The following is a 26,301-nucleotide window of genomic DNA, read 5'->3' on the forward strand; positions in this document are numbered from 1 at the left end:
TTGCAGTATTATATTTTTCATCTTTTCGGTTGACAAAGGAAGCACATGCAGCTTACATGCGGTTTTGCACAAGTGGGGCATGACGAAGTTCAATCGGCTAATTGCAACTCCAGGCTTTATATATCGGCTGACGTCCAAACAATAGAAATTATCTAAATACAGTATTTTATACTTTAAATTGTCATCCGGTATTTCAGCAGACGGATTTCAAATATCCCACCTGCGCAAAGCCGTGACGTTATATGCAACTTGTTCAGAACAGCGTCTTCAACAATTCTATTCGGCTTTGGTAATGGGATACCTTAAAATTATTTTCTAAACAGTGGCTACAGCAATTCTATTCAGCAACTATTTTCAACGCCGCTTTCATTTCACGGCAGACAGAGAACTTGTGACAACAACGCTGTTCCATTTGTTCAAACATTTCTCGCTGTTTCGGTTACAAACAGTATTCTTAATTCAATCAAGTATGCATATAACAGGCGGTTTGGCTCAAGCGGGGCAAGACATAGTACAATCGGCTAATTGCAATTCCGGGCTTCAGTTACCGGCTGACGACATCATAACAGAAATTATCTGAATACAGTATTTTTTACTTTAAATTGGCATACGGTATTTCAGCAGACGGATTTCAAATATCCCACCTGCGCCAAGCCGTACCGTTAGCGGTAAGCATAGACGACCAAATGCAACAGACATTTTAAAAGTATGGCAGACATAAAATATCAAATAATTCAACCTGATGACAACGAAAACATAGAACTTATTGCCGACTGGTATTTAAGTGAATGGAACATACCTATTCAAACGACAATTGAAAAAACCAAAAACTTATCGGCAGACAATTACGAGTTTCAAGTATTAATGACACTTCATAACAAACCAATCGCAACGGGTGGACTTTACAACCACGTTGGACTGCTGGACAGAGAGCCACGACTTAAAATATATAAAAACTGGTTAGCATTAGTTTACACAAAGCCCGACAACAGAGGGAAAGGTTTTGGTGCATTAATTTGTAACCACATACAAGACCATTCAAAAGACCTTGGACTGAAAGACATCTACTTATTTACTCATACAGCAGAAAATTTATATAAACGACTTGCTTGGCAACAATTGGAACGACTTGCTTTGGGCGGCAAAGACATCGTAGTTATGAAAAAAGAATTGTAACTAGACAATGCAAAACCAACTGACACAAAATTGGACGAGAAGAATGCCTACCGCTAACATCGTATTGGCAATAGGCGGGCTGAACGGCTTCGTATCAACGGAAGTGCAAAAGTCAACTTTCGTTCTACAATTGAACTTCAGTGCTAAAAATCCAGCCCATCGCCAATACGCGGCCCGTTGTATGTAACTTTATGAGAGCATTCATTTCCATATTGACATTTATTTTGACGCTGCCTTTGTTAAGCTATCATCACAAGGTTGACAAGGGTAATGACCTTGACAATGAAAAATATTTAAACTTTCTTGCAGCCATTCAAAATGGTTCAACATTTAGCTACTTCACAGTCATTAAAGTAAAAAATCTTAATACCGGTGTGACAAAGGAAATCTGCACAAAGGGAAACTTTGTTGCTGGTGCTTTACACATGGAATTAAATATTGGCTACGACACAATAGGACAACAGCAAGTATTTGGCTTTGCAAAATCAAAAAAGGACAGATACTTTGAGTTTAAAAATAAAGAAGCCCTTGACAACATTTCGTTCTTCGACTACAAGACAAAGCTTGTTGACAAAATTCAAACTGAATATAATTTTGACAAAGCAATTGAGATTATTAAAAATGATAAAGAGTTTGCAATTCGACTTTCTGACGACGAAATGAAAGCTTTTGCTCACGTTCTTTTTAACAAAGGCTATTTGACAGGAGAAAATAATTGTTGGGGCGGGACATTAGAGTATGTTGACAGAACAAAGGACGACAAATAAAAGCTACATACAACATGGGTTTTCTGCTATGCTGGCTGAAGAATATTTACTGATCGTCCCGTTCGCTTATCATCTGCAGTCCGGGCTGAACGAATAAAGCCGAGCTACAGAATATAACATCAACTACATTAACTTTACTCAGCTTCGGTTCCTGGCTGACGAATCACGGAATATCAGCACAGCCGAAAGCCCTGGCCGTTACAGGCTACCAATGACCGACAGTCTAAATTCGTAAATGATTTATAAACCTGTTGCGGTGCGACAAACCTGACGCTCCCGGAGCGAGCGTTTTGCAGGAGACAATGCTTCTATTAGGCGACAGTGCATGCACGGCCACCCCAGACAGAATATCCCTGATTGAGCATGGAGGTCGTTACCGGAGCGAACGTTTTGCAGAGGACAATGCTACTATTAAGCGACAATGCATGCACGGCCACCCCAGACAGGATATCCCTGATTGAGCATGGAGAACGTTACCGAAGCGAACGTTTGCAGGAGACAATGCTTCTATTAGGCGACAGTGCATGCACGGCCGCCCCCGGCAGGCGATCCCTGATCGGGCACGGAGAACGCTATCGGAGCGAACGTTTGCAGGAGACAATACTTCTATTAAGCGACGGTGCATGCACGGCCACCCCCGACAGATGATCCTTGATCGGACATGGAGAAGGCAGCCTGTAACAAGCGGTTTTGCGCAAGCGTGGCTGGACGGAAGCCTGCCAGGCTGATTGCAGATTTGGGCATCAGTTATCGGCTGACGATGTTCAAACAGAAATTATCTGAATACAATATTTTTTACTTTAAATTGGCAGTACGGTATTTCGGCAGAGGGATTTCAAATTCCACACCTGCGCAAAGCCGGCAACGTTATAGGCAACCAGACACGACCGTGCAAACTTCAAACTTTGGAACAAAAAACAAACTGTAACATCAAATGACTACAAGACCGACAAAGTGAGTTATCAGGACAAAATAGAAACGAAACTTAACGACCTGCAAAAGGAATTCTTCTGCCTTTTCAGAAAATCATTTCCCGACTTGACAGACAGAATTGAAATTGAAAAAGGTATTATTCACCCAGACAATTTTTGCTTCTCAGTGACATCTGTATCGCAAGCTTTCGGCAAACTAAATTTTGACATTGATGACACAGAGATTACGGTCTTTTCGGACTTTGACCACCGGCATTTTGGAAACTTTCACTTTGATGAAGTAAAAAATAAGCAAACGAGAAATCAGTTTACTTGTGCTTCAGCAATTGACTATATCAAAGACTTCGTCAATGGAAACATTATTATTGAGTATAAAGAGCAGGACGGCAAATTATTACGAGCATCTCAGTACCATAAGGACGAGCCGACAATTGCGTTTTCGGCGACAATAAATTTACAAGAACCTAAAAGGAATAACATCCTAACTAAACTGAAAAATGTTTTCAAAAGCAAAAAAACAAACGGAGCGACAATAGTAACGAAGAAAGTAAATTGGTATGGAGAAATTAACTGACAGAGAATTGGCTGCCTATAACATTGGGCTTGCTTCTACGCTGGCTGACGGAATAAAATCAGCTTTTGGTTCGCTGTTCATCTGCAGTTCCGGGCGTGACGTTCATTGTTCGGCTTTTGTAGTTATCTTCGGCTTTGGGTTCGTTACTGGGCTGACGTTCGGGCGAAAAGTTCATTGAATGCCAGCGCAGCAGCAAGCCCAATGTTGTGTGCAATAAGATTTGACCCTTAACAATATGCAAGGCTATATAATATTTGGAATTTTAGTAATAGCGGTTCTGTCCTTTTGGCTACCTTATCGACAAGGTAAAAAGCAATTGGCTTTTACAGTAGGTATTTTGTTGACAACATTTATGAGTTTAATCTTTATTCCGATTGAAGGAATATTTTTTCTATTTCTTGGTTTTCCAATTTTATTCTTTGCCGTTATTTTTATTTCTTATTGGACACTAATAAATTTAGGGTTTAAAAAAGCGGGTAAAGTCATCGCTGTTACTTTGACAATTTTGGCGTCAATTCCTATTTTAGCGTTTGTATTAGAGGACTACTTGTTTTTTAAGTCGGACGCCAAATCACTTTTAAAGGACAATGAAATTGTGCTTGTTGACAAATTTTCCATAAAAGCTAATGAGGTAAGTGGTATGCGTGACATGTATCACAAATTTGAACTTCAAATTACTGAAAATGATAAAAATAGATTAGTAAATCAACTGCGACAGTCCGGATATTTCACAACTGACACTACCATTCAAGAATATAATCTGCAAAACGAATTGGAAAGGGGCTTATCAAAAAGAGTGTTTAAGGATTATGAAAGAATTGATTTTATCCGAAGAGAAAGCTATGAAAAATTAAAACAGGGATATAAGCCAGATTTTGATATCATTACTATTTCAAAAAACGACAATAAATTGACGTTTGAAAGAGTGAATGATTGAATTACTGCACACAACATGCGGTTTTGTGCAAGTGGGGCACGACGTTGTTACTTCAGCTAAGTGCAAACATAGGCTTCGGTTCCAGCGTGACGAATAACATTGAGCAACAGAAAAAACAATGAACTTTTATCTATAAATTGTACTTCGGTTATGGGCAGACGGAATGCTATTTCCCCACCTGCACAAAGCCGTCCAACGTTGGCGGCAACCAATACAGCGTTTTCAAATCAACAATATTATGAATTTTGAATTAGCGGAGGACATTAGCGGACTTTTATCCGACGATAAACTTGATGAAGCAATATTACTTGCGGAGGTAAAATTAAAAGAGCAAGCTCCAACCGACTTCAACAAACTTTTAGGTAAAAATTTGCTCCACCAAACAGACAAATTGGTTGACTTCTTCTCGGACTTTTATGACACTGTGAATAGTAACCTTGACATCAAAGCAATTTATGCAGAAATGAACGGTTTTACAATCAATTGCGACCTATGGTTTCTTGACTTATTCGCTTATGACAAAGTTGGCGGGACTGATGATACAGATTGGCTTGCTGACTGGGAAGAAGGCAATTCAACAATAAATAGTTTTCCGTTGACAGGTTACGAAGAGTTACAAGCGACTTATCAAGACTATATGGACAATCAAAAATATAAGGACAGTCAAATGCAAGGAGCAAGCGATGTAGCAAAACTTTTAATTGTGTTGCGACTCCAAGAATTGGTAAGAGCAGCGACAGAATTAGCTAAAAGCAAAAATTTATTTTGGGCGACCATTCCTGTATTTGCATCAGCACACGACTATTATGACACAGTCTATAAAGCAAATTAATTGGACAACATTCGTTTGAAAACTTTGGCAGCCGCTAACATGCAGGTTGGCAAAAATGCGGGCAGACGGAATACGTTCGTCAACTTTTGAGTCTTTGTTTTAGCTATAGTTCCGGCAGACTCAACGCAATCGGCAAAAATCTATAACTTGTACTATATCTAAAAATCAACTTCGGTAGCCAGGCGGGACGGAACGCTATTATCCGCACTTCGCCAACCTGTAACGTTGCAAGCAATTTTTAGTGACACTCTAAAATTCATCATCAAAAACTAAAAACAATTCATGTCCGCAACAGCTTCCTTTTACCTGTTGGACACATCCAAACTTGACGACTTAAAGAATAACGCTGAAATCATCGTTAAGAAAAGTTTGTTCAACAAAAAAGTAATAGACAACTATTGGGATTATTTAGCCAACAATGCGACGGAACTGAAAAGCCTTAACGGTTCAGGTTATGTTTACGCTAACCTACTTGTCTATCTTCAAGAAGAAAAAAATATTGACCTGCTAACAAACCAATATGACGACATTTCAAAGGAACTTGTTGACAAAAGAGGCAGTTCACATTTTTTGTTTACGAATAACCAGAGGAATTCATTCTTGACACAACTTGACCCAGACTTATTTACATTGACAGAGATACAAAAGTTTAATCAGGAATTTTCAGAAGAAGGTGACGAGGAAACAGCGAGGTTGACACTTGATGCCATTAAACTGCTACATGACAATTTAAAGAGCGTTCAAAATGATAGTCAAATTTTGTTACTGATAGTTGGATAAAACTGCTTGCAACAAAAGGTTTGGCAATAGGCTGGCTGAAGGAATAACCATCGGCTGTAGTTATCTATCAGCAATAGTTCCAGCAGAAGAATAAATATCGGCTTTTTGTATTTATCTTCGGCTATAGTTTTTCAATCGGCTGACGTTCGGGCAGACGTTCCTTGAATACCAGCCCATCGCCAAGCCCCAACGTTGGGCGTCATTAAATCAACATTCATGAACAGACAAATTCTTCTGACATTTTTTCTTTGTTTTCTCTTCTGTTCTTGTGTTGACATTTATCCTGAGCCACATGCACTCAAATATAAAGACAAGGAGTTTAATGAATTAGCAAATTTTATTCTTGACCAAAAAGACATCTACGAGATGGATGACTTCACACGACATTACAAAAGACTAAATGAAATTTCAATTAAAATAGACGACAAAGAAGGCGACCAAGATGCTCAATATTTATATGTAGTTGAAGATTCATTAAAGCTTGACGCAAAAATAGTTTCTGCACTAAGGATTAAATTGGAAGACACAAAACTTCGTGACTTTATTAAGTCGGGTGACACAATCCTTTTTACAGTTGACGGCTTCCTTGACAATTCATGGGGATTTATGTATTCCAAACAAGGACTGACAATGGATTCAACATGGTTTAACTTTAAAGGAAATTCTGTAAAGTTCGTAGAGGACGTTAACAAAAATTGGAAAAGGACTGCAATACGCTAAACGAACGCCCAACAGGCAGTTTTGCGTCAGCAGGGGGCGACGAAAAAATCCTCATCTTAGTGCTACTATCAGCTACATATCCGGCTGACAGAACACAGATGAGCAACAGAACATATTTTCAACTTTTGTAACTTACATCGGCTGCAGTTCCAGGCTTGACGTTTTCCAAATGCCCTGCCGAACGCAAAGCTGTGGTCGTTGTGCGTCACCTTTTCCCGACCCTTTCATGCTTGATGAAAAAAAATAAGTTTCAAAATATAGAAACTTTGTTTAACTTTGTATAAACGGTTTCTATTGCAATACTTTCAGACACGATTTTTAGAAGAGGCAGACAAATTTATTGCCGGACTTGATTCCAAAGCAGCAAGAAAGATTTTTTATAATATTGACCTGGCTGAACAAAGCAATGACCCAAGACTTTTCAAAAAACTGCAAAATGACATTTGGGAGTTTAGAACAAACTTTGGCGGACAACAAATCAGATTGCTGGCATTTTGGGATAAAGAAACGGAAGCTGAAACATTAGTCTTTGCAACACACGGCTTTATTAAAAAGGTAGACAAAGTCCCTAAAAACGAAATTGAAAGAGCAATTAATATCAGGACAAAATATTTTGAAAGCAAACGTAAAAAATAACATTATGGCAAAGACAGCAATAAAATCATACTCGCTTGCCGAAATGAAAGACAAATATATCGGTAAAAAAGGTACAGCAGACAGAGACGAATACGAATATGAACTTCGTATGGACGTTTTGGGTAGAATGATAAAAACCGCAAGACAAGAACGCAACCTGACACAAGAACAATTAGGACAACTTGTAGGTGTACAGAAAGCTCAAATTTCTAAACTTGAAAGCAGTGCAAATAGTGCGACAATTGATACAATTCTCAAAGTTTTTAAAGCTTTAAAAGCTGACATTCATTTTAATGTAACGCTTGAAAAAAAACACTTACAACTTGTGTGACGATAAGGCGAACGCACAACAGGCAGGTTGGCAAAAATGCGGGCAGACGCAAAACGTTCTTCAACTTTTGGTTCTTTGTTTTGGCTTTTGTTTATGCTGACGGAAAGCAATCGGCAAAATTCAATAACTTGTACTTTAACTAAATAATCAACTTCGGTACGCCCGGCGGGACGGATCGCTATTATCGGCACTTCGCCAACCTGTACCGTTGCACGCCATGCCTTGGACAAATGTTTTGCACTAATTCGCGTAGTAAACTGCCCGGAAAAATTTGCATTTCAAACTATATCTTGGGGCATTTCGCTGGACGGTTTCTTTTAATAATCTGTAAGGGGCAGTTCCCGCAGACATTAGTTCAAGGGGCAGTTGTTCAACTATAGCAATTTTTTCGACTTTGCCAGTGCTGCGTAGGCATGGTTTGTATTGGTAAGTTGTTAACCATTTTTGCATAGGTTTATTTTGACGGTTTTCAATAGCCGTTTTATTGAATGTGTTTTGTTTGACATTGAAAAATAGTAAGTCTCCGGCAGTTAGACCCAACGCGCAATTAAATTCGGCAGGCTTTGCTTCTAAGACTTTATATTATGTCTTGCTGTAGACAAATAAATTTCAGTCAGTTTTAAACTATAATCTCGGTTGACCTTGCGCACAAAGATATTGTGGTCTGCCCCTTTTATCATACGTGACAAGTCACAGGCGTGCAACAGGCGGTTTGGCAATATGGCGGGGTGACGAATATATTTTCAGCAATTGGTTCGTTAATCGGCTTCGGTTTCGGCTGACGAATAACGCCGGGCTGTAGTTCTTATCATCAATATTTATAACTTTAATAAGCAGCAGTTACGGGCTGACGATTTTCAAATACCACCACATCGCCAAGCCGTACCGTTATCCGCCATGCCTTGGACAGACCTTTTGCACAAAGACATAGCACAACTGCCCTATAGTCTTTATATCTTTAGCTGTAGACACAGGACTTTAGCGAAGTAATTTTCATAGCAGACAATACATTTTGCGGGCAGTTTTCAGTACACCGTTTTTAAAAATGGCGCGTTATTGAACTATAGTAATTCTTTCGGCTTTGCCAGCGCTGCGTAGACGTGGTTTGTATAGGTAAGCTCCTAATTGTTTTTGAGCAGGTTTATTTGACCGTTCGCAATAGCCCTTTTATTGATTGTGTTTTGTTCGACATTGGCAAATAGTAAATCTCTGACGGTTAGACCCGGCGCTCAAATAAATTCAGCAGGCCTGGCCTCAAAAGACTTTTATTATGTTTTGCTTTAGGCATATAAATTTCAGTCAGTTCGCACAATATAGTTTCCGTTGACCCCTGCCCTAAGGAATAATATTAAGCTGCCATTTTTTTTTGCCAGGGACAAGTCACGGCGTATAACAGGCGGTTTGGCTCAAGTGGGGCAAGACATAGTTCAATCGGCTAATTGCAATTCCGGGCTTCAGTTACCGGCTGACGACATCATAACAGAAATTATCTGAATACAGTATTCTTTACTTTAAATTGGCCTACGGTATTTCAGCAGACAGATTTCAAATATCCCACCTGCGCCAAGCCGTACCGTTGTGCGTCACCCTATTTGACAGTTCAAAATTTCAAACATGAATTATAAAATTTGTTTGACAATTGCTTTAGTAGTTGCTCATTTTTTCTCATCTTCTTTTGCACAAATAAAAAAGGCTGACGGCTCAAACAAAGCTATTATTTGCCTGACCTATGATGATGGATTAGAAACACAACTTTCAACAGTAATTCCTCAATTGGATTCAGCAGGTTTAAAAGCTACATTCTTCTTAAACTCAATTCAGGGTTCTGCAAAATCTGATGTAATTGGACAAACTCCAGAGGCTGTTCTTGGCTGGACAAATGCTGCTAAAAAGGGACATGAACTTGCAAATCATACATTGTTCCATGCTTGCCCTGAAAAATTAGGTTGGGATAAATCAATTGCAATTGAAACTTACACCATTGATAAAATAGTGACAGAAATAAAAACGGAGAATACAATTCTTGCGTTGTTAGACCCCAGCAGAAAGGAAAGAAGTTTTGCCTATCCTTGTAATAATTTCGTAATCGGTGATACAGACTATTCCGTTATCATAAAGGAACAGCGTTTGGTAAAATATGCCAGAGCAGGTGGTGACAGCAACAGCATCATTACAGATTTTAAAAATCTAAACATTATGAAAGTCCCGTCTTGGCATGTGTGGACAGGAACAACCCTGCAAGAACTAATTGCATTTGCAGAAAAGGCAAAAAAAGCCGGAGGAATGGCTGTTTATCAGATTCATGGTGTTGGTGGACAAGTTTTTCACATTTCAATTGAAACACACAAAGCATTTCTGGACTATTTAAAAAAGCATCAGGACGAATACTGGGTAACTACTTTTTCAGAGGCAATGGATTTCATTACAACAAAGCAACAGAACAAAAAATGAAGGAGAACGCACAACAATTGCATTGGCAATAGCAGGGCTGACGTGCATTTCATCAACTTTTTATTCAATATTGGACAGCAGTTCCGGCTGAAAATACTTTGATGAACTTTTGTACTTATTCTGTACTTTAGTTCTTTTATCGGCTGACGTTTGGGCGAAAGGAACATTGAATTCCCTGCCATCGCCAATGCGTGGTCGTTGGTTGATATACAAAAGCAACGTTCATCTATAGACAGTTGTCTGACTTAATAAATTCCTTATGAGAAAATTTTTCGTAGTATTATTTACCTTTTTCTTAGTGACACAGAGCTTTGGACAGACCCAAAGAAAGGTATCAACTTTTTTGCTGACACAATATAACAGTACCCTTTATGACTATACCAAAGGGAATAATCCTTGGGGAATAGGGTTAGGGCTTCAAACGTTTTTTAATAACAAAACGAAATTCAAACCGACATTAGAACTTACAGGTGACGTATACTTAGAAGATGACAAAGTTTTACGCTCAAACCCCGATGGAAGTTTTCCAGAAAACAGCAATGATGTTGGCGGAATGGTAAATTTATTTGTTGGTTCATCATTCCATCCAAACCAAGGTATTTATTTATCATTTGTAGCTGGGCCAAGCTTTATCAGTGGACAAACTTTATTTGGTATAAAACCTTCGTTTGGATTTTACTTTTCTAAAAAACAAAGGTGGACAGGGAAAGTTTCTTACATTAATGTATTTAATCGGACAAAGATTATTAATGAAGATTTCGGGTCATTAAGTTTAGCAATTGGACTTAAACTCTTTTGACATGTACAGCAGCCAACAGGCAGGTTGGCAAAAATGCGGGCAGACGGAAAACGTTCGTCAACTTTTGGTTCTTTGTTTTAGCTTTTGTTCCGGCAGACGGAACGCAATCGGCAAAAATATTTAAATTTCAAAAACAGCCATTGATTTGGCTCAAAAACATTTTGGAAACGACTTTAAAATTTATCACGGTTCGGTAACAGAAATGCCTTTTGACAACAAGTTGTTTGACAGAATATTTTGCTATGGTTTAATTTACTTGTTAGACAAAGACGAAAGAGCAAAACTTATCCAGGACTGTTTTAACCAATTGACCGAAGACGGATTTATGGTTTTTACAGCAATAACTAAGGACGCTCAAACATATGGACAAGGAACACAACTAAGCAAAGACCGTTTTGAAATGTTTGGCGGAGTTAAAATCTTCTTTTACGACAAGCAAAGCATAGCAGATGAATTTGGCAACACAGAACTTTTTGAAATAATCGATGTGACAGAAAACTATCCATTTTACTTGATAAAATGTAGAAAAGGAAAAACAAAATGACGGAGAAGAAGAACAACGACCCGCTAACAAGGGGTTTGGCTATATGGCGGCTTTACGAATAAATACTGATCAATATAACGCAGCTCAGCGACATATCTGACGAATAAATCCAAGTTATAGAATATATTTTCATCTTCATATCTTTGATCAGCATCTGTCCCGGCTTACGTAACACGGAATATCGCCAACCCCGAACAATTTCAAAATATGTGAGTAGCATACTTGTTATTGAAAATTACAGCCAACTGGACAATTTTGTCCTTCCAATATTTGCCAACGGCAGCCCGACACTTGTTTTTAATACAGCTAAAGCAACGAGTAGTAACAAAACCATCAACAACCTAACACTTTATGGACAAACTGCAAAACCTAAAGAACTATTCATTAAAAATGATTTCACGCGAATTGCATATTTCCTCTATCCAAATGCTTTAAATTCTTTCTCCAACATTGGTGCAAAAAAACTGACAGACGGAAGTACGGAACTTGTTTTTTTGAAACAAGCTAAAGCACACAATTTGCAAGAGTAACTTTTAAATACGCCAATGTTATATTTTCGCTTGGATTTATTAAATAATTTCATTAAGAAATTAGCCGATAATGCGATTGTAGCAAATACAAAAACTGAATTTGCAACAAAGAAAATAAAGCATAACAACGGACATGTTTCATTACAAAATATTCAGAAAGAATTAGGCATTTAAAAAGTTTACCAATCTCACTCCAAGTGACTATTTGAAAAACATGAAGTCAATACCAATCGAACCTTAAAGATGTCGGGTCTGTTCTATTTTCTGTTTATCGGTACACATACTTTTGTATTCTTAAAAACAATATAAAAGGAAGTAAAATGAGAAAATTAGTAGTTTCAGCGTGGGTAACTCTGGATGGCATCTTTGATGCAGACACAATGCAGGAATGGTTTTTCCCTTTTAATAGCATTGCAAAAGATGAATACATAAGAGATAGCATTTTAGAAGCTGATGCTCTCCTTGTGGGGCGGACAACTTTTGAAATGTTGGCATCTTACTGGCCTTTTCAGTTAAATGATGACAATGGACCTGCAAGCAAAATAAACAGCATGAAAAAGTTTGTTGTTTCCTCTAAACTGGAAAAAGCCGACTGGAATAATTCAACAATCATTAATAAAAATATCATTGAAGAAATTAAGAAGTTGAAACAGCAAAATGGAAGTGAAATTCAAATTCCAGGCAGTGCTACTCTCGTGCAATCATTGATGAAAGCAAATCTTATTGATGAGTATCGGCTTTTAGTTCATCCTATCATTATGGGGAGTGGAAAGCGTTTTTTTAAAAACGAAATGAAAACTTCGGGAATGAAACTTGTCAAAACCCAAACGCTTGACAAAGGTGTTGTTTTGCTATGCTACCAGTTAGTAAATGAATGGCAGCTAAACAATAATTAAATATTCCCTTTAAAGAAACATTATTATGGCAGACATCAATCATCAAATTGCAATTAAAGCTTCGGCTAAGAAAATTTATGAACTAATCTCCACCAAAGAAGGTATCCAAAAATGGTTAACAAAGGGAGACGGTTGGAAAATAAAGGGTAAAGAAAACCTTGGCGACACTCTGTTATTTTATTTCGGTGAGAATCACCATGAAATGAAAATTTCAAAACTTGAACCCAATAAAGAAGTCAAATGGGCTTGCATTGTTGGACATCCTGAATGGATTGGCACTTCTGTTTCATTTATCATTGAAAGCAAAGGGGCCGAAAATATTCTTCACTTTGCACACAAGGGTTGGACAAAACGAACGAATTTCTTTAAGCAATGCAGTCAAGTTTGGGAAGGAAGTGTCGTTGACATTAAAAATGTGGTTGAAGCGAAATAATATAACAATGGACAAAAAATTAAAATTACCAACATTAATTGGCGTCAATGCTTCAATTGAAAAAGTATGGTTTGCATTGACGGACAAAGAAACTATTAAGAAATACTTCGGGGGAACAGAAACTAACACCGACTGGAAGGAAGGAAGCCCGATTAGTTTCTCTGGAACTTGGAAAGGAACAAGCTACGAAGACAAGGGATTTATTCTAAAGATTGAAAAAGAAAAGATTTTTAAACATAGTTATTGGAGTTCCTTTTGGGGGACAGATTACAACCCTGATGATTTCAGTATTATTACTTATAAGCTTTCAAAGAATGGAGAACAAACAATTTTATTAGTAACTCAAGAAGGATTTAAAGACGAACAATCCCGTGAACATTCAGTTGGCAATTGGAAAGGGATTTTAAACAACATAAAAAATTTATTAGAGAAGTGAATTTGGAAATTAAACCAACATTTTTTTTAAATTGAGGAAGGAACATAAATCTAAAATTTATGCTTACGAAAAGGAAGCAGTAAAACTTTCGGACGACTTTGAGAAAAAATTTAAAGCAAACAAAAAGGCGCGGGAGTTTTTCAATCTCTTCCACCCTCTTATCACAAATCTGCACTCAATTGGGTAATAACTGCAAAGCAGGAAGCTACAAGCATAAAACGGCCTGAAGAACTTATAACTGACAGTGAAGCAGGGCGGAAAATAAAGAGATTAAGCTATTGACGAAAAACAACGAACCGCTAACATGGTATTGCCGCAATGTGTGACAGTTTAACCACAGAAAAATTTAGACAGTATTCAACATGGAATTCGATTCAAACAACAATGTAGTTAAACTCTGTGCTCAGGGCATGGACTTGGAAGGAAAAGGTAAATTAGAAGAAGCAAGTAAACTCTTTCTCCAAGCCTGGGACGAAGCGACAAACGACTTCGAGAAATTTACAGCAGCTCATTATGTCGCTCGACATCAAAAAACGGTGGTGGACAAATTAAACTGGGACGAGACCGCTTTAAATTTAGCACTGAAAATAAATGATGACAAAATGAAAGGCAGTTATCCTTCTCTTTATTTAAACATCGCTAAATGTTACGAAGATTTAAAGGACGTTGATAACGCAAAAAAGAATTATCAGTTAGCACTTTCGTTTACAAATTTATTACCCGACAACGGATATGGTAAAATGATTAAATGCGGCATATTGAACGGAATAGAAAGAGTGACGAAACAGTTTGGGTGAACTAATTAAATTGGTAAAACCCGTAGACAAAAACAACGAACCGCTAACAGGCGGTTCCAATATGGCGGGGCGACGAATATATTCTCCGCTTTTTGTTCGCTAATCGGCTTCAGTTCCAGCTGACGAATATAGCCGAGCTGTAGTTCTTAACATCATCCTTTGTAACTTTACTCAGCAGCGGTTACGGGCTGACGATTTTCAAATACCGCCACATCGCCAAACCATCAACATTAGCAGGCATATTGCGATCACCATGAACTTCCTAAAAAAATTATTTGGACAAAGTGACAAAATTGATCAGCGAACTGAACCAATTTTTCCTGGAGAAAGTTTTAGTATATCTAAATTGACACTGCAAGGCGGTTGGAAACCTGCGACATTCAATAATAAATACAGTAATTATCCCAATGGTAAGCTCCGGTCAGCATTAGGTTTCGGCGAATCATTAATAGCAGTCCCATTGTTCCTTCTTTTTTTGCCGGTAGAAATTGCTGAACCATTATCCGTAATGTTGTCTATCATTATCACACTGGTTGTGGTCATACAGGACCATAAGAAAATTCATTTTGATAGTGCAAAGTGGCTGATTTCTTATGCAATGCTTGGGATATTTATAAGCGTCTTGGGATATTATAGCAAGGGTCTTATTACTTCTGAAGTGAGCACCTATTTTATCATTTCCCTGATTACTACTATTCCAGCAATTTTTTTAGATAGATATTTAAACCATCATCAAAAGGACGGTTTATTCTTTAAATATGCGGGTAATTGAGGATTTGGTACTCATTATTTAAATCAGGGAATATTATCATTTTTAAAGTTTACTTTTAAATACGCCTTTTGGGAGGAATGAAGAAATAGCTTTTGTAAGTTTCCATAGAATATCTTAAAAACCAATGATGCATTTGTAATATTAGCCAGCTCATGGAGCAATCCTTTATCATCTCTCAAAAATACAATGAATGATTACAGATAGCTATGGACGCACGATAAGTTATTTACGGCTGGCCGTTACAGACCGGTGCAATCTCCGGTGCACCTATTGTATGCCTGAAGAAGGCCTGGACTGGTTACCCCGCAATGAACTGATGACTTATGAAGAAATGTTGCGGATATGTTCCCTATTTGTAAAAATGGGTGTTCAAAAGATCCGCATTACCGGAGGTGAGCCCTTTGTAAGAAAAGATCTATTGTCGTTTTTAAAAAACATTTCCCGGATCACCGGGCTTCAGGAACTTACGCTTACCACCAACGGCATACTGACAGCTCCTTTAGTTCCTGAATTAAAAAAGACCGGTATAAAAACAGTAAACCTGAGTCTGGATACATTAGATAATGGCCGGTTTATCCAAATAACCCACCGGAACGGGCTAAATAAAGTTCTGGCCACAATGGATAAACTCCTGGAATTTGGCATCAAAGTAAAAATCAATACCGTTGTGATGGAAAACAAGAATATTGCTGACATTATTCCTTTGGTTCAGTTAACCAAAGAGTTCCCGGTAAGTGTTCGGTTCATAGAGGAAATGCCATTTAACGGAAGCAGTCACGAAGTTTCGCTGAGTTGGGATTATCTGCGCATATTGAAGCACGTCAGGGAGTATTTTCCTTCAATCGTTAAAGCTACAGATCCACCGCACGCTACGGCGTATCATTATACGATCCCAGGTCATAAAGGTAATATAGGTATCATTGCAGCTTATACCCGGTCGTTTTGCGGCTCATGCAACCGCATTCGTATTACACCAACCGGTATTTTAAGAACCTGCTTATATGATGCCGGCAAATTAAACCTCAAAGACGCTTTGCGCGAAGGAAAGACCAATGAAGAACTGCAGGATTTGATAACCAATGCTATCCGGAAAAAAACACAGAACGGATGGCAGGCGCAAAATATGCTGGTAGCTCAACATCGCCAACACGAATCAATGGCAACAATCGGAGGATAAGATGATGAGTAATATTACTGTAGAACAGGCAGAGGAGATCATTCAATCCCAAACACGGGATTATGGCATGGAAACAATTCCTTATGACAAAGCATTGGGAAGAGTTTTGGCAGAAAATCTTTTCGCCGACAGGGATATGCCACCCTTCAACCGGCCTGTTGTAGACGGCATCGCAATTAATTATAGTGCCAGCAATGGTGGATTGCGTTCCTTTAAAATAAAAGCCACACAAGCTGCGGGGGAAGCGCCGATTGCAATTGCAACTAAAAATGAGTGCATTGAAATAATGACCGGCGCTGCATTAGATGATGGCGCAGATACCGTGATTCGTTATGAAGACATTGAAATTGCAAATGGGTTTGCTACGATAAAAAATATTGAAATTAAAAAGGGACAAAACATCCATTTCCAGGGAAAAGATAAAAAACAAGGTGATACAGTTGCAGATGCCAACAGGTTGATCACTCCTGCTTTAACAGGGCTTGCAGCTTCCATCGGGAAAACAGATCTGTTGGTAAGAAAGTTACCCCGGGTTGTCGTCATTACTACGGGAGATGAAATGGTAAGTGCAGATGCAGTGCCTTCACCTTACCAGTTGCGGCGTTCCAATGGAGTTACCATACAATCTGTTTTGCAGCTTTACGGCATCCGGGCGGATATACTGCATTTGAATGATGACTATAATGTTATCAGGAACAAACTCGGTCGTTGCCTCGAAGAATACGATGTTCTCCTTATGAGTGGCGGCGTTTCTATGGGCAAATTTGATTATGTGCCGGATGTATTGGAAAATCTTTCTGTAAAAAAATTATTTCACAAAGTAAAGCAAAGACCGGGAAAACCATTCTGGTTTGGCAGACACGAAAATCAAACGCTGATTTTTGCATTCCCGGGAAATCCGGTTTCCGTATTCATGTGCCTGCATCGCTATTTTATTCCGTGGTTAGAAAAATCTTTAAATATAAAATCTTCGTCGCCGCAATACGCCATTTTACAAAATGATATTCATTTTTCTCATCCGCTTCAGTTCTTTGCACAGGTAAAGCTGGGCGTTAATAACCAGGGACAATTGGTGGCAGAATATATAGAAAGTAACGGTTCGGGAGATTTTTCAAATTTGGTTTATACCCATGCGTTTATGGAATTACCGATGGATAAAAATGAGTTCAAAAAAGGTGATGTCTATAAGGTATGGCAATACGATTTTTAATTTATAATTTTAATCATGCCTGAATTTTCACATTTAAATAAAAAATCCCAGCCTGTTATAGTGGATATAAGCGAGAAAAGAATAACCGGCAGAAAAGCGGTAGCTCAAGCCATTATTGCTTTGCCGGAAAATGTTTTAGAAGCGTTGCAAAAAGACGATTTCAAAACTAAAAAAGGTTCTGTTTTTCAGATTGCCATCATTGCCGGAATAATGGGCGCAAAAAAAACGAGCGACCTGGTTCCGCTTTGTCACCCGATTGGATTAGATAATTGTAATTTGCAAATCGAACTGAATGACAAAAATGAAATTGTGATTGAATGTACTGCAAGTATCGAAGCCAAAACCGGTGTGGAAATGGAAGCATTAACCGGCGCTTCTGTAGCTGCATTGACGATTTACGATATGTGCAAAGCATTGAGCCACGATATTGTGATCAAAGAAATAAAACTGATGGAGAAAACCGGCGGCAAAAATGATTTCAAAAGACAATAATATCCCCCCATTAAACGGACTGGTACTTGCCGGCGGCAAAAGCAGGCGCATGGGCACAGATAAGGACTTAATAAAATGGAACGGCAGGGAGCAACGCTATTATATGGCTGATATGCTCAATAAATTTTGTGAGGAAGTTTATATTTCCTACCGCCCGGAACAGGCAAATGATGTTGATGCCGCTTATAAAACCCTGCCTGATACTTTTCTGAACATGGGACCTTTTGGTGGTATCCTTTCAGCCCTGCGCTCACAAAGAGATAAAGCCTGGCTGGTGGTGGCCTGTGATTTACCATTGCTGGATGATGAAGCTATCCGCTTCCTGATTATGAACAGAGCCTCCCAGAATATTGCCACTACTTATGAAAGTCCTTTTGATGGCTTGCCCGAACCACTGATTACGATATGGGAGCCGGAAAGCTACCCGGTTTTATTGAACTATTTGGGGAAAGACATTACCTGCCCCCGGAAGGTTTTGATGAACAGTGATCCACTCATCTTAAAATCTCCGAACCCCAATGCATTGATGAATGTAAATACGCCTGAGGACGCAGCAAAGGCAAAAGAAATATTAAGTGCGGGAAAAATAATTAGTGGTAATGAGTGATAATTTTGAACGTTATCATTGCCAGATGGCATTACCGGGTTTTGGTAAAGAAGCGCAACAACTGTTACAAAATGCCCGTGTACTGTTAGTGGGGGCAGGCGGATTAGGATGCCCTGCTGCTCAATACCTTGTGGCAGCAGGTGTTGGAACAATAGGTATTGCAGATAATGACGTAATTTCTTTAAGCAACCTGCACCGGCAGATACTGTATTCACCGGAAGATGTAGGTTTACCGAAAGTAATAGTGGCTTCCGAAAAACTGAAAAAACAAAACCCTTCTGTCAACGTCATTTCCTACAATCTACGGGTAACATCATTCAATGTAATGAATCTGATTTCGGGGTTTGACCTGGTGATAGAAGGAACGGACAATTTTGAAACGAAATACTTATTGAATGATGCCTGTGTGCTGTCGGGCAAGCCCCTGGTTTACGGTGCGATCTATCAATATGAAGGACAAGTGAGCATTTGGAATGTTTTACAAAAAGAAGGCGCCTATTCTCCCAATTACCGGGATGTTTTTGCTTATGCAGAAAACACAGATGTACCCAATTGTGCTGAAGGAGGGGTGATCCCCACTTTGGCGGGAATTGTGGGCTGTATGCAGGCCAATGAAGCCATAAAATATTTTACCGGGGCTGAGGATTTACTGATGGGAAAACTTTGGATGATGAATCTGCGTGATGGAAGAACACATATCATTAAACTGAGGAAAACTTCCGCCGCAAAAATTACAGCGCTGGCTGAAACCATTGCTACGATTAAACTTGATGTGCTTGAAAAGGAAAAAAGAAACTATGAATTGATTGATGTGCGAACAGAGGCAGAACATCAGGCCTTCAACATTGGCGGGAAAAACATTTGTCTTGATGAATTGAACGATAAGGTGGATATGCTTTCCTTTTCAAAGCCTGTTGTGTGTTATTGTGCTTCGGGAAACCGCAGTGCCACTGCTGTCCGGCTGATTAAAAATAAATTTCCGGAGGCAATCGTATATTCACTGGAGAATGGTATCAAAAGGCTAACGGAGTAAAATCAATTGCTATGCCTGAGGCTTACAATCTTTTAGGTTGAAATTCCGGTTTAACAGCCATTGCGCAAGTGCTACAATTGATTTATCCGTTTGTATATCTGCGGGTCGTGCTTTTTGATTTTAATTTTTACAAATTTTGATGCGGGCATATTGCTTTCCTTCACCACATTGTTTACAGAAACCAGCACATTCGTTTCAGGGAAATAGGTAACCGTATTCCGCTCCGGTATCTGGTAGGAAACAATAATGAACAAAGGTGCGATGCGTTCAATGCCGTCATCATAATTGAATAAATCTACTTTATCATTTGCTTTAAATCCTGCGCTCTCAATGTCTTTTTCATTCATAAATATAACCCGCCGCCCATTCTTTATACCCCGGTACCGGTCGTCAAGTCCGTAGATGGTAGTATTAAACTGGTCATGCGAACGCGTGGTAGCCATCATATATTCATCAGGGGCAAGGGTATTGTCGGGTACGGTGGTTAATGTAAATGGAGCACGGTCGCCGAATTCCTTCGTGATGAAGTTCCCATCCCGTGCGGCATTCGGCAGATAAAATCCTCCTTTTTGCCGTATCCTGTTATTGTAATTCTCAAAACCGGAGATGCACTTTTCAATGCTATCCCTTACAGCATCGTAACTATCGTGGTATTGCTGCCAGTTAACAACAGACCGGTTGCCTAAAGTTGCCATTGCCATACGGCATACAATCTGCATTTCATTAATAAGGTCATCAGAAACTGGTTTTAGCATACCCTTTGATGATTCTACCACGCCCATTGAATTTTCTGTGCTCACAAACTGGTGCTCACCATTCACCATATCAATATCACTTCGTGATAGTGTTGGAAGAATAATGGCTTCCCTGCCGTGAATTAAATGTCCGCGGTTAAGTTTGGTAGATACAAATACGGTTAAGTGCAGTTTTCTTATTGCTTCGGCCGTATACGTTGTATCGGGTGCTGCCGATAAAAAGTTTCCGCCCATACAAAAAAGAACTTTTACCTTTTCTTCATGCATCGCTTTAATAGCCCTAACCACGTCGTAGCCGTGCTTGCGGGGCGGATTGAAACCGAAAACTTCCTGTATGCGGTTTAATTGTTCGTTGGTAGGTTCTTCATTAATCATCATGGTTCGGTTACCCTGCACGTTGCTATGACCGCGAACCGGACAAACGCCTGCACCTGGCTTACCAATACTTCCTTTCAACAGCAGTAAGTTAACGATCTCTCTGATCATATCCACCCCGTTGGGTTGCTGTGTAAGTCCCATCCCCCAACAAATAATAATGCGCTTTTTAAATGCCAGCATTTGGGCTGCATCATAAAGGGCAGCCGTTGGTACACCACAAGCTGCCGCAAGATCTTCCAGATTGTACTTATCAAACTGCTTGATATAGGCATCGTAGCCTGTGGTTTTTTCGGCTATGAATGTATGATCAAATACTTCCCCGGGAGATTTTCTTTCAAAATCGAGCAGCAGGAGTCCAAGCGCTTTTAACAGCGCCATATCACCATTTATTTTTACGGGCAGGTAAAGATCTGCCAGCTTACCACCGTTGCCCAAAATGCCACTTATTGCCTGGGGATTACGGAATCCCATTAACCCTGCTTCGGGTAAGGGATTGACCGCAATAATTTTGGCCCCGTTCTTTTTACCTTTTTCCAGTGCGCTCAGCATCCTGGGGGCATTGGTTCCGGGGTTTTGCCCGATAATCACTATTACATCCGTGTCGTAAAAGTCTTCCAGCTTCACGGTTCCTTTACCAATCCCGATTGTGGGCAATAAAGCCGTACCGGATGTTTCGTGGCACATATTGGAACAGTCGGGCATATTATTGGTGCCGTATTCTTTTGCAAAAAGCTGATACATGAAGGACGCTTCGTTGCTCGTTCTTCCGGAAGTATAGAAAGCGGCTTCATCCGGCGTTTCCAAAGCGTTCAAATGCGCGGCAATTTTTTTGAAAGCATCGTCCCAACTGATAGATTGATAGTGCGTACCACCTTTCGGCAGGTAAACCGGTTCCGTCAATCTTCCTTTTTTGCCTATTTCGTAATCATTTAATCTGGCAAGATCGTAAACCGGGTTTTTTAAAAAAAACTCAGCCGTAATTCTTTTCGTAGTAGCTTCCTCCGCCAGTGCTTTTGCTCCATTTTCACAGTATTCGGCTACAGCCGACCGGTCGTCATCCGGATCAGGCCAAGCGCAGCTTGGACAATCAAAACCATCAAATTGGTTCATCTTAAACAAAGCCTTCCCCCCTCTGATCAGTGTTTTCTCCTCCATAAGGTCGCTAAGGGAAGCCATAACAGCAGGTACTCCGGCAGCCCAGTTTTTCACCTTAGTTAATTTAAGGTCCAGCAGCTTGTAGGGGTTCTGCGCAGAAGGTTCCTCTTTATAGTTCTCATCAGCTTTATCTTCTCTCCTGTTGTTTTCTTTCATGATTCCGGTATTTATAATTAGCAGGTAAGTTGTGGATTAGGGTAATTGTCGTTTTGATCTTCTTCGGTGTTGTCAATGCAAACAAAGTCCTTTTCAATCAACAAGCTTACAGTACCGGTACGGTCACCGAAACCCACCCTGTCCGTATTATAAAGCTCATCAATCATTGCCTTTGGCATGTTCAGCACTATTCTGTCATCAATATAATCTGCCGACAGTTTATCATTGCTTGATGTTTCTATCGCATATATCAGTAGCTTCCCCGCAAATTCAGTGCGTTCCTCCACAAAGCCTTCAGACCATAATCTCGCCACTTCAGGTTTTGTCAGCCTGTACCTCAGCGAGTTTCCCTTGATCCTGATTTTCATCTTTCTAAATTTTTGTCTTAAATATTTTATTTTCCATCCGTGCAGCTGTGGCTACAACTTTGATGATAAATATTGAACCTGCCTTCTTTAAGAAAACCAATAAGTGTCATGTCAAATTCTTCGGCTAAATCAACTGCAAGGCTGGATGGAGCGCCGATAGCAGCTACAATGGCAATACCCGCCATGGCAGCTTTTTGAATCAATTCAAAACTGGCTCTTCCGCTCAGCAACAAAATATGCTGATTTAACGGCAGCATGCTATTACTTAATGCAGCGCCAATTAATTTATCCAACGCATTGTGCCTTCCTACATCTTCTCTTAAAAAAAGCAGTTCGCCATCCATAGTAAAAAGAGCGGAAGCGTGTATACCACCTGTTGCTGAAAAGTCGTTTTGAGCAGCTCTTAATTTTTGCGGTAATTCGTAAAGTACACCTAAAATAAGATTGAGTTGAGGCTTCTCAAGGTTGCAAAAAGCGTTAACTGTTTTTATAGATTGGATAGAGCTTTTTCCGCAAACTCCACAACTGGATGTGGTATAAAAATTCCGATCTGATTGCTGCAGAGGAGGTATGAAATTTTCAGCAAGCTCCACCAATACAATATTCTCTTTTTGTGATGCGCAATCCATACCTGTGTGATGCACCTTTTTTACATCATCGCAGGAAGTGATGATTCCTTCTGTGAATAAAAAGCCAACTGCAAGTTCCGGATCATCACCCGGTGTGCGCATGGTAACAGAAATATTCTTTTGTATGCTGTTTGCTCCTGTGCTGTAGCTTATTCTTATTTCAAGCGGTTCTTCTACGGAAAGTATGTCGTACAAAGGTGAGCTTGTCGAGCCGTTCACCTTCCTGATGAGCCTTTGTTTAATGGATACTAATTCCGCCTCCTTCATTTCCATATGATTTTAATAAAAAACCGCTTTGTAAATTTAATAAAAAATAATCCGACAGGAACCTGAAACAGAAGAACTCACGCATGCGCAGACACCCATACCTCACCATCTTCAAAAACTTCTTTCTTCCAAATCGGAACCGTTTTTTTTAAGGTGTCAATAGCATAACGGCATGCATCGAAGGCTGCCTCGCGATGCGGAGCGCTCACTGCAATCACCACCGCACTGTCTCCAATATGTAAAATACCCATACGATGATGGATAGTTATATTTTTAATACCACTCAACCGAACGGCATCCGCTGCTATTTTCTTCATTTCCTTTAATGCCATAGACTGATAACATTCATACTCTAACCGAATCACTTTTTTCGCATTTGTTTTGTTTCTGACCGTACCTATAAAAATGGCTATGCCACCACATTCAGTGTCTGTCGTTTTCATGATGCAGGTAGTAATATCTAATGGTTCAGCAGATATTTTTACGTCAATCATATACTATAATTTTTTACCCGCCGCTTACGGGTGGGATAATGGCAATTTCATCTGCGGAATCAAGAACCAGATCATCTTCGGCATATTCATTGTTTACGGCAATCAGGTATGAATGTAGTTTTTTCATTTCAGGATATGCTGCTTCCAGACTGTTTTTTAGTTCTGCAACAGTAATCCCATCCTTCAAATTCATTTCTTTGGAAGCGCCGTTAAAAATTTCCTTTGCGATGCCAAAAGTCAATATTGTTGTCTTCATTTTTTCAATAGATACATTTACAGAAATGAAGGTACATGTTTAAACAACACTTCCACTCCTGCACAAAATACCAACACGGCTGTTACCCGGCGAATAACAACCGGATTGAACTTTATCGCCAGCCTGGAACCTGCCTGCCCGCCAATAAAAACAGCCAGGCACAATAAAATGATCCTTGTATGATTAATGTTAGCGGGAAGCGCAGTAAGCTGTCCGGCAATACCGGAAACCGAATTTACCAATATAAACACACTGGCGGTAGCTGCTATTGTTTTTGAAATATCCCATTTCATTAAATTCAAAACAGGCGAAAGAAAAATACCGCCGCCAATGCCCACTATACCCGACAGGAAACCTATGGAGCCACCCAATATGCCGTTTTTCAGGAAAACATTTTTTTGCACCTTCTGTATATTGGAAGCGCGCGCAGCATTTGTTTTAATCCAAAGTAATACAGCGGCTATGATCAGGCTGCAACCAAGAATGATGAAAAAAGTATCCTCGCTGATGCGCATAACAGCTCCTAAATAAGCCATTGGTATACTTAATAATACAAAAGGAATAACCTTTTTCCAGTTTACCTGATCACTCTTCACATAAATATAAACGCCACCGGTAACCACAATGATATTGCATATCAAAGCAATTAAACGCAATTCTTTAAAAGGGAACGCATACAAGGCTAAAACAGCCAGGTAGCTGGAGCCACCGCCAAATCCAACAGAGGCATACACAAATGAGATGACCAGGAAAAAAATCAGTAATTCCGAATGTTGCATGGCCATCATAAACTAAATTAAACCGAACGTGAAACGTAACAAAGATACATTTTCCTGAAGGGGAGTTTTTTGAAGATATATCAACCTCTTTATCTTTGATTTTTGATTGTATTTCAGCAGAGGGAATTCAAATATCCCACCTGCGCCAAGAGGGTATTCGGTAAAAGGATATTATGTAGAAGAAATTTATGAATAAGTAAAAAGATTCTACTTAGTTACCGAAACAATAAAACCTGTATTCCCATTATTCTTATTTCGAGTAATTATTACTAATCCCAATTACTCGTACTTCCTCAATATACGACTTAGAGTAAAGAGTGGTTCGAGTATAAATTTTATTGTAAAAAAAACGTACTTTGTCCTGCGGCCAACAGCCAAAAATTTTATATAGGAGCTATTCAAAGGCTCCTTTCTTTTGTGTAGAATGTTTAAACCATGTTTAAACCAACCAATAAAAAAGGTTTCACCGAAATTGATGAAACCCTTACTGGCATTGGTGGTGGAGGTTACCGGAGTCGACGGTGACCTTCCCGCAAGCCTGCGGGACGCACTACCCAACTGCGCTAATCAGCCATTCGATATATTTCCTGCTCTTTTTCTTCTTGATTTCACTCTCTCTTTTAACCGCCTCACTGCGCGTTTCAAAAACCTCCGAATAAACCAATCTCCAATCGTCCACTTTTTTGGTTGATTTGCTTCCGGAATTGTTATGCCGGAACAACCTGTCTTCCAGGTTTTCAGTTTGACCCGTATAATATTGATCCAATGTGGCAGAATATAGAATATAAACTACAAATGGCATAAACGAAAAAGACCCGCTTTGATACGGGCCTTGTTTGGTGGTGGAGGTTACCGGAGTCGAACCGGTGACCTTTTGCATGCCATGCAAACGCTCTAGCCAGCTGAGCTAAACCCCCATGTTTTTTTATAAGAACTTTTAGACGGATTGCTACAACCAGTGACCTTCCCGATTTCCATGGGGACGCTCTAGCCAGCTGAGCTAAACCCCCATGTTTTTTTATAAGAACTTTTAGACGGATTGCTACAACCAGTGACCTTCCCGATTTCCATTGGGACGCTCTAGCCAGCTGAGCTAAACCCCCATGTTTTTTTATAAGAACTTTTAGACGGATTGCTACAACCAGTGACCTTCCCGATTTCCATGGGGACGCTCTAGCCAGCTGAGCTAAACCCCCATGTTT

Annotated in this window: 30 protein-coding genes, 1 tRNA gene and 1 pseudogene; 24 read left to right on the forward strand and 8 right to left on the reverse strand. The window is 39.5% G+C overall.

Annotation, left to right across the window (positions count from 1 at the left end; translation table 11 throughout):
- Nucleotides 1-708 precede the first annotated feature (708 nt).
- The 24 genes and pseudogenes from FRX45_RS22390 (at nt 709) to FRX45_RS22505 (ending at nt 19,862) form a co-directional block, all read left to right on the forward strand.
- Nucleotides 709-1,176, forward strand: coding sequence for a GNAT family N-acetyltransferase (locus FRX45_RS22390; RefSeq protein ID WP_152270722.1), 468 nt, complete (start codon nt 709-711; stop codon nt 1,174-1,176).
- Nucleotides 1,177-1,367: 191 nt separating this feature from the next.
- Nucleotides 1,368-1,943 (forward strand): hypothetical protein, encoded by a 576-nt coding sequence (locus FRX45_RS22395; RefSeq protein WP_152270723.1) that lies wholly within the window; start codon nt 1,368-1,370, stop codon nt 1,941-1,943.
- Nucleotides 1,944-2,981: 1,038 nt separating this feature from the next.
- A complete protein-coding gene (locus tag FRX45_RS22400; RefSeq protein WP_152270724.1) occupies nt 2,982-3,449 on the forward strand; it encodes a hypothetical protein in 468 nt (155 codons plus the stop codon).
- A gap of 235 nt (nt 3,450-3,684) precedes the next feature.
- On the forward strand, nt 3,685-4,386 hold the full coding sequence (locus tag FRX45_RS22405) for a hypothetical protein (RefSeq protein WP_152270725.1): 702 nt from the start codon (nt 3,685-3,687) through the stop codon (nt 4,384-4,386).
- A gap of 238 nt (nt 4,387-4,624) precedes the next feature.
- A complete protein-coding gene (locus FRX45_RS22410) occupies nt 4,625-5,218 on the forward strand; it encodes a hypothetical protein (RefSeq protein ID WP_152270726.1) in 594 nt (197 codons plus the stop codon).
- Nucleotides 5,219-5,500: 282 nt separating this feature from the next.
- The gene (locus FRX45_RS22415) at nt 5,501-5,998 is read left to right on the forward strand and encodes a hypothetical protein (protein WP_152270727.1); all 498 of its coding nucleotides are present in this window, start codon (nt 5,501-5,503) and stop codon (nt 5,996-5,998) included.
- 216 nt (nt 5,999-6,214) lie between these two features.
- Nucleotides 6,215-6,718: a hypothetical protein gene (locus tag FRX45_RS22420; RefSeq protein ID WP_152270728.1), complete on the forward strand. Its 504-nt coding sequence runs from the start codon at nt 6,215-6,217 to the stop codon at nt 6,716-6,718.
- Nucleotides 6,719-7,012: 294 nt separating this feature from the next.
- Nucleotides 7,013-7,354 (forward strand): type II toxin-antitoxin system RelE/ParE family toxin, encoded by a 342-nt coding sequence (locus FRX45_RS22425; protein ID WP_152270729.1) that lies wholly within the window; start codon nt 7,013-7,015, stop codon nt 7,352-7,354.
- A gap of 4 nt (nt 7,355-7,358) precedes the next feature.
- A complete protein-coding gene (locus FRX45_RS22430; protein ID WP_152270730.1) occupies nt 7,359-7,685 on the forward strand; it encodes a helix-turn-helix domain-containing protein in 327 nt (108 codons plus the stop codon).
- 1,614 nt (nt 7,686-9,299) lie between these two features.
- Nucleotides 9,300-10,136, forward strand: coding sequence for a polysaccharide deacetylase family protein (locus FRX45_RS22435; RefSeq protein ID WP_152270731.1), 837 nt, complete (start codon nt 9,300-9,302; stop codon nt 10,134-10,136).
- A gap of 259 nt (nt 10,137-10,395) precedes the next feature.
- Nucleotides 10,396-10,935, forward strand: coding sequence for a hypothetical protein (locus tag FRX45_RS22440; protein ID WP_152270732.1), 540 nt, complete (start codon nt 10,396-10,398; stop codon nt 10,933-10,935).
- Nucleotides 10,936-11,059: 124 nt separating this feature from the next.
- Entirely contained in the window at nt 11,060-11,479 is a 420-nt protein-coding gene (locus FRX45_RS22445) for a class I SAM-dependent methyltransferase (protein ID WP_317163143.1), read from the forward strand.
- A gap of 143 nt (nt 11,480-11,622) precedes the next feature.
- The gene (locus FRX45_RS22450; protein ID WP_317163142.1) at nt 11,623-12,009 is read left to right on the forward strand and encodes a DUF6597 domain-containing transcriptional factor; all 387 of its coding nucleotides are present in this window, start codon (nt 11,623-11,625) and stop codon (nt 12,007-12,009) included.
- A 320-nt stretch (nt 12,010-12,329) separates the two neighbouring features.
- The gene (locus FRX45_RS22455; protein WP_152270734.1) at nt 12,330-12,905 is read left to right on the forward strand and encodes a dihydrofolate reductase family protein; all 576 of its coding nucleotides are present in this window, start codon (nt 12,330-12,332) and stop codon (nt 12,903-12,905) included.
- A gap of 25 nt (nt 12,906-12,930) precedes the next feature.
- Nucleotides 12,931-13,338: an SRPBCC family protein gene (locus tag FRX45_RS22460; RefSeq protein ID WP_152270735.1), complete on the forward strand. Its 408-nt coding sequence runs from the start codon at nt 12,931-12,933 to the stop codon at nt 13,336-13,338.
- Nucleotides 13,339-13,345: 7 nt separating this feature from the next.
- A complete protein-coding gene (locus FRX45_RS22465) occupies nt 13,346-13,774 on the forward strand; it encodes an SRPBCC domain-containing protein (RefSeq protein ID WP_152270736.1) in 429 nt (142 codons plus the stop codon).
- A gap of 147 nt (nt 13,775-13,921) precedes the next feature.
- Nucleotides 13,922-14,056, forward strand: a pseudogene (locus FRX45_RS23920) (YdeI/OmpD-associated family protein); the annotation flags it as partial.
- Between the two features lie 80 nt (nt 14,057-14,136).
- Nucleotides 14,137-14,571: a tetratricopeptide repeat protein gene (locus tag FRX45_RS22475; protein ID WP_152270737.1), complete on the forward strand. Its 435-nt coding sequence runs from the start codon at nt 14,137-14,139 to the stop codon at nt 14,569-14,571.
- A 253-nt stretch (nt 14,572-14,824) separates the two neighbouring features.
- The gene (locus FRX45_RS22480) at nt 14,825-15,343 is read left to right on the forward strand and encodes a sulfite exporter TauE/SafE family protein (RefSeq protein WP_226805527.1); all 519 of its coding nucleotides are present in this window, start codon (nt 14,825-14,827) and stop codon (nt 15,341-15,343) included.
- Nucleotides 15,344-15,533: 190 nt separating this feature from the next.
- Nucleotides 15,534-16,520 (forward strand): GTP 3',8-cyclase MoaA, encoded by a 987-nt coding sequence (gene moaA, locus FRX45_RS22485; RefSeq protein ID WP_152270738.1) that lies wholly within the window; start codon nt 15,534-15,536, stop codon nt 16,518-16,520.
- A 1-nt stretch (nt 16,521) separates the two neighbouring features.
- Entirely contained in the window at nt 16,522-17,730 is a 1,209-nt protein-coding gene (locus tag FRX45_RS22490; RefSeq protein WP_226805528.1) for a molybdopterin molybdotransferase MoeA, read from the forward strand.
- A gap of 15 nt (nt 17,731-17,745) precedes the next feature.
- Entirely contained in the window at nt 17,746-18,222 is a 477-nt protein-coding gene (moaC, locus tag FRX45_RS22495; protein WP_152270739.1) for a cyclic pyranopterin monophosphate synthase MoaC, read from the forward strand.
- Nucleotides 18,203-18,829 (forward strand): NTP transferase domain-containing protein, encoded by a 627-nt coding sequence (locus FRX45_RS22500; RefSeq protein ID WP_152270740.1) that lies wholly within the window; start codon nt 18,203-18,205, stop codon nt 18,827-18,829. The genes moaC and FRX45_RS22500 overlap by 20 nt, the downstream gene beginning before the upstream one ends.
- On the forward strand, nt 18,822-19,862 hold the full coding sequence (locus FRX45_RS22505; protein WP_152270741.1) for a HesA/MoeB/ThiF family protein: 1,041 nt from the start codon (nt 18,822-18,824) through the stop codon (nt 19,860-19,862). Before FRX45_RS22500 ends, FRX45_RS22505 begins: the two co-directional genes overlap by 8 nt.
- 71 nt (nt 19,863-19,933) lie before the next feature.
- On the opposite strand, the gene FRX45_RS22510 is transcribed toward FRX45_RS22505, so the two are convergent.
- The 8 genes from FRX45_RS22510 to FRX45_RS22545 form a co-directional block, all read right to left on the reverse strand.
- The gene (locus FRX45_RS22510) at nt 19,934-22,306 is read right to left on the reverse strand and encodes an FdhF/YdeP family oxidoreductase (protein WP_152270742.1); all 2,373 of its coding nucleotides are present in this window, start codon (nt 22,304-22,306) and stop codon (nt 19,934-19,936) included.
- A 17-nt stretch (nt 22,307-22,323) separates the two neighbouring features.
- On the reverse strand, nt 22,324-22,674 hold the full coding sequence (locus tag FRX45_RS22515; RefSeq protein WP_152270743.1) for a DUF7009 family protein: 351 nt from the start codon (nt 22,672-22,674) through the stop codon (nt 22,324-22,326).
- 26 nt (nt 22,675-22,700) lie between these two features.
- On the reverse strand, nt 22,701-23,570 hold the full coding sequence (gene fdhD, locus FRX45_RS22520) for a formate dehydrogenase accessory sulfurtransferase FdhD (RefSeq protein WP_152270744.1): 870 nt from the start codon (nt 23,568-23,570) through the stop codon (nt 22,701-22,703).
- A gap of 77 nt (nt 23,571-23,647) precedes the next feature.
- On the reverse strand, nt 23,648-24,064 hold the full coding sequence (locus FRX45_RS22525) for a molybdenum cofactor biosynthesis protein MoaE (RefSeq protein WP_152270745.1): 417 nt from the start codon (nt 24,062-24,064) through the stop codon (nt 23,648-23,650).
- Between the two features lie 13 nt (nt 24,065-24,077).
- A complete protein-coding gene (locus tag FRX45_RS22530) occupies nt 24,078-24,320 on the reverse strand; it encodes a MoaD/ThiS family protein (RefSeq protein WP_152270746.1) in 243 nt (80 codons plus the stop codon).
- 17 nt (nt 24,321-24,337) lie between these two features.
- Nucleotides 24,338-25,108 (reverse strand): sulfite exporter TauE/SafE family protein, encoded by a 771-nt coding sequence (locus FRX45_RS22535; RefSeq protein WP_226805529.1) that lies wholly within the window; start codon nt 25,106-25,108, stop codon nt 24,338-24,340.
- Nucleotides 25,109-25,649: 541 nt separating this feature from the next.
- Entirely contained in the window at nt 25,650-25,901 is a 252-nt protein-coding gene (locus FRX45_RS22540) for a GIY-YIG nuclease family protein (RefSeq protein WP_152270747.1), read from the reverse strand.
- A gap of 38 nt (nt 25,902-25,939) precedes the next feature.
- Nucleotides 25,940-26,016: transfer RNA gene (locus FRX45_RS22545), tRNA-Ala, on the reverse strand.
- Nucleotides 26,017-26,301: the final 285 nt, after the last annotated feature.

It is taken from the genome of Agriterribacter humi, assembly GCF_009192765.1.
In the GTDB taxonomy this organism is placed as follows: Bacteria; Bacteroidota; Bacteroidia; order Chitinophagales; family Chitinophagaceae; genus Agriterribacter; species Agriterribacter humi.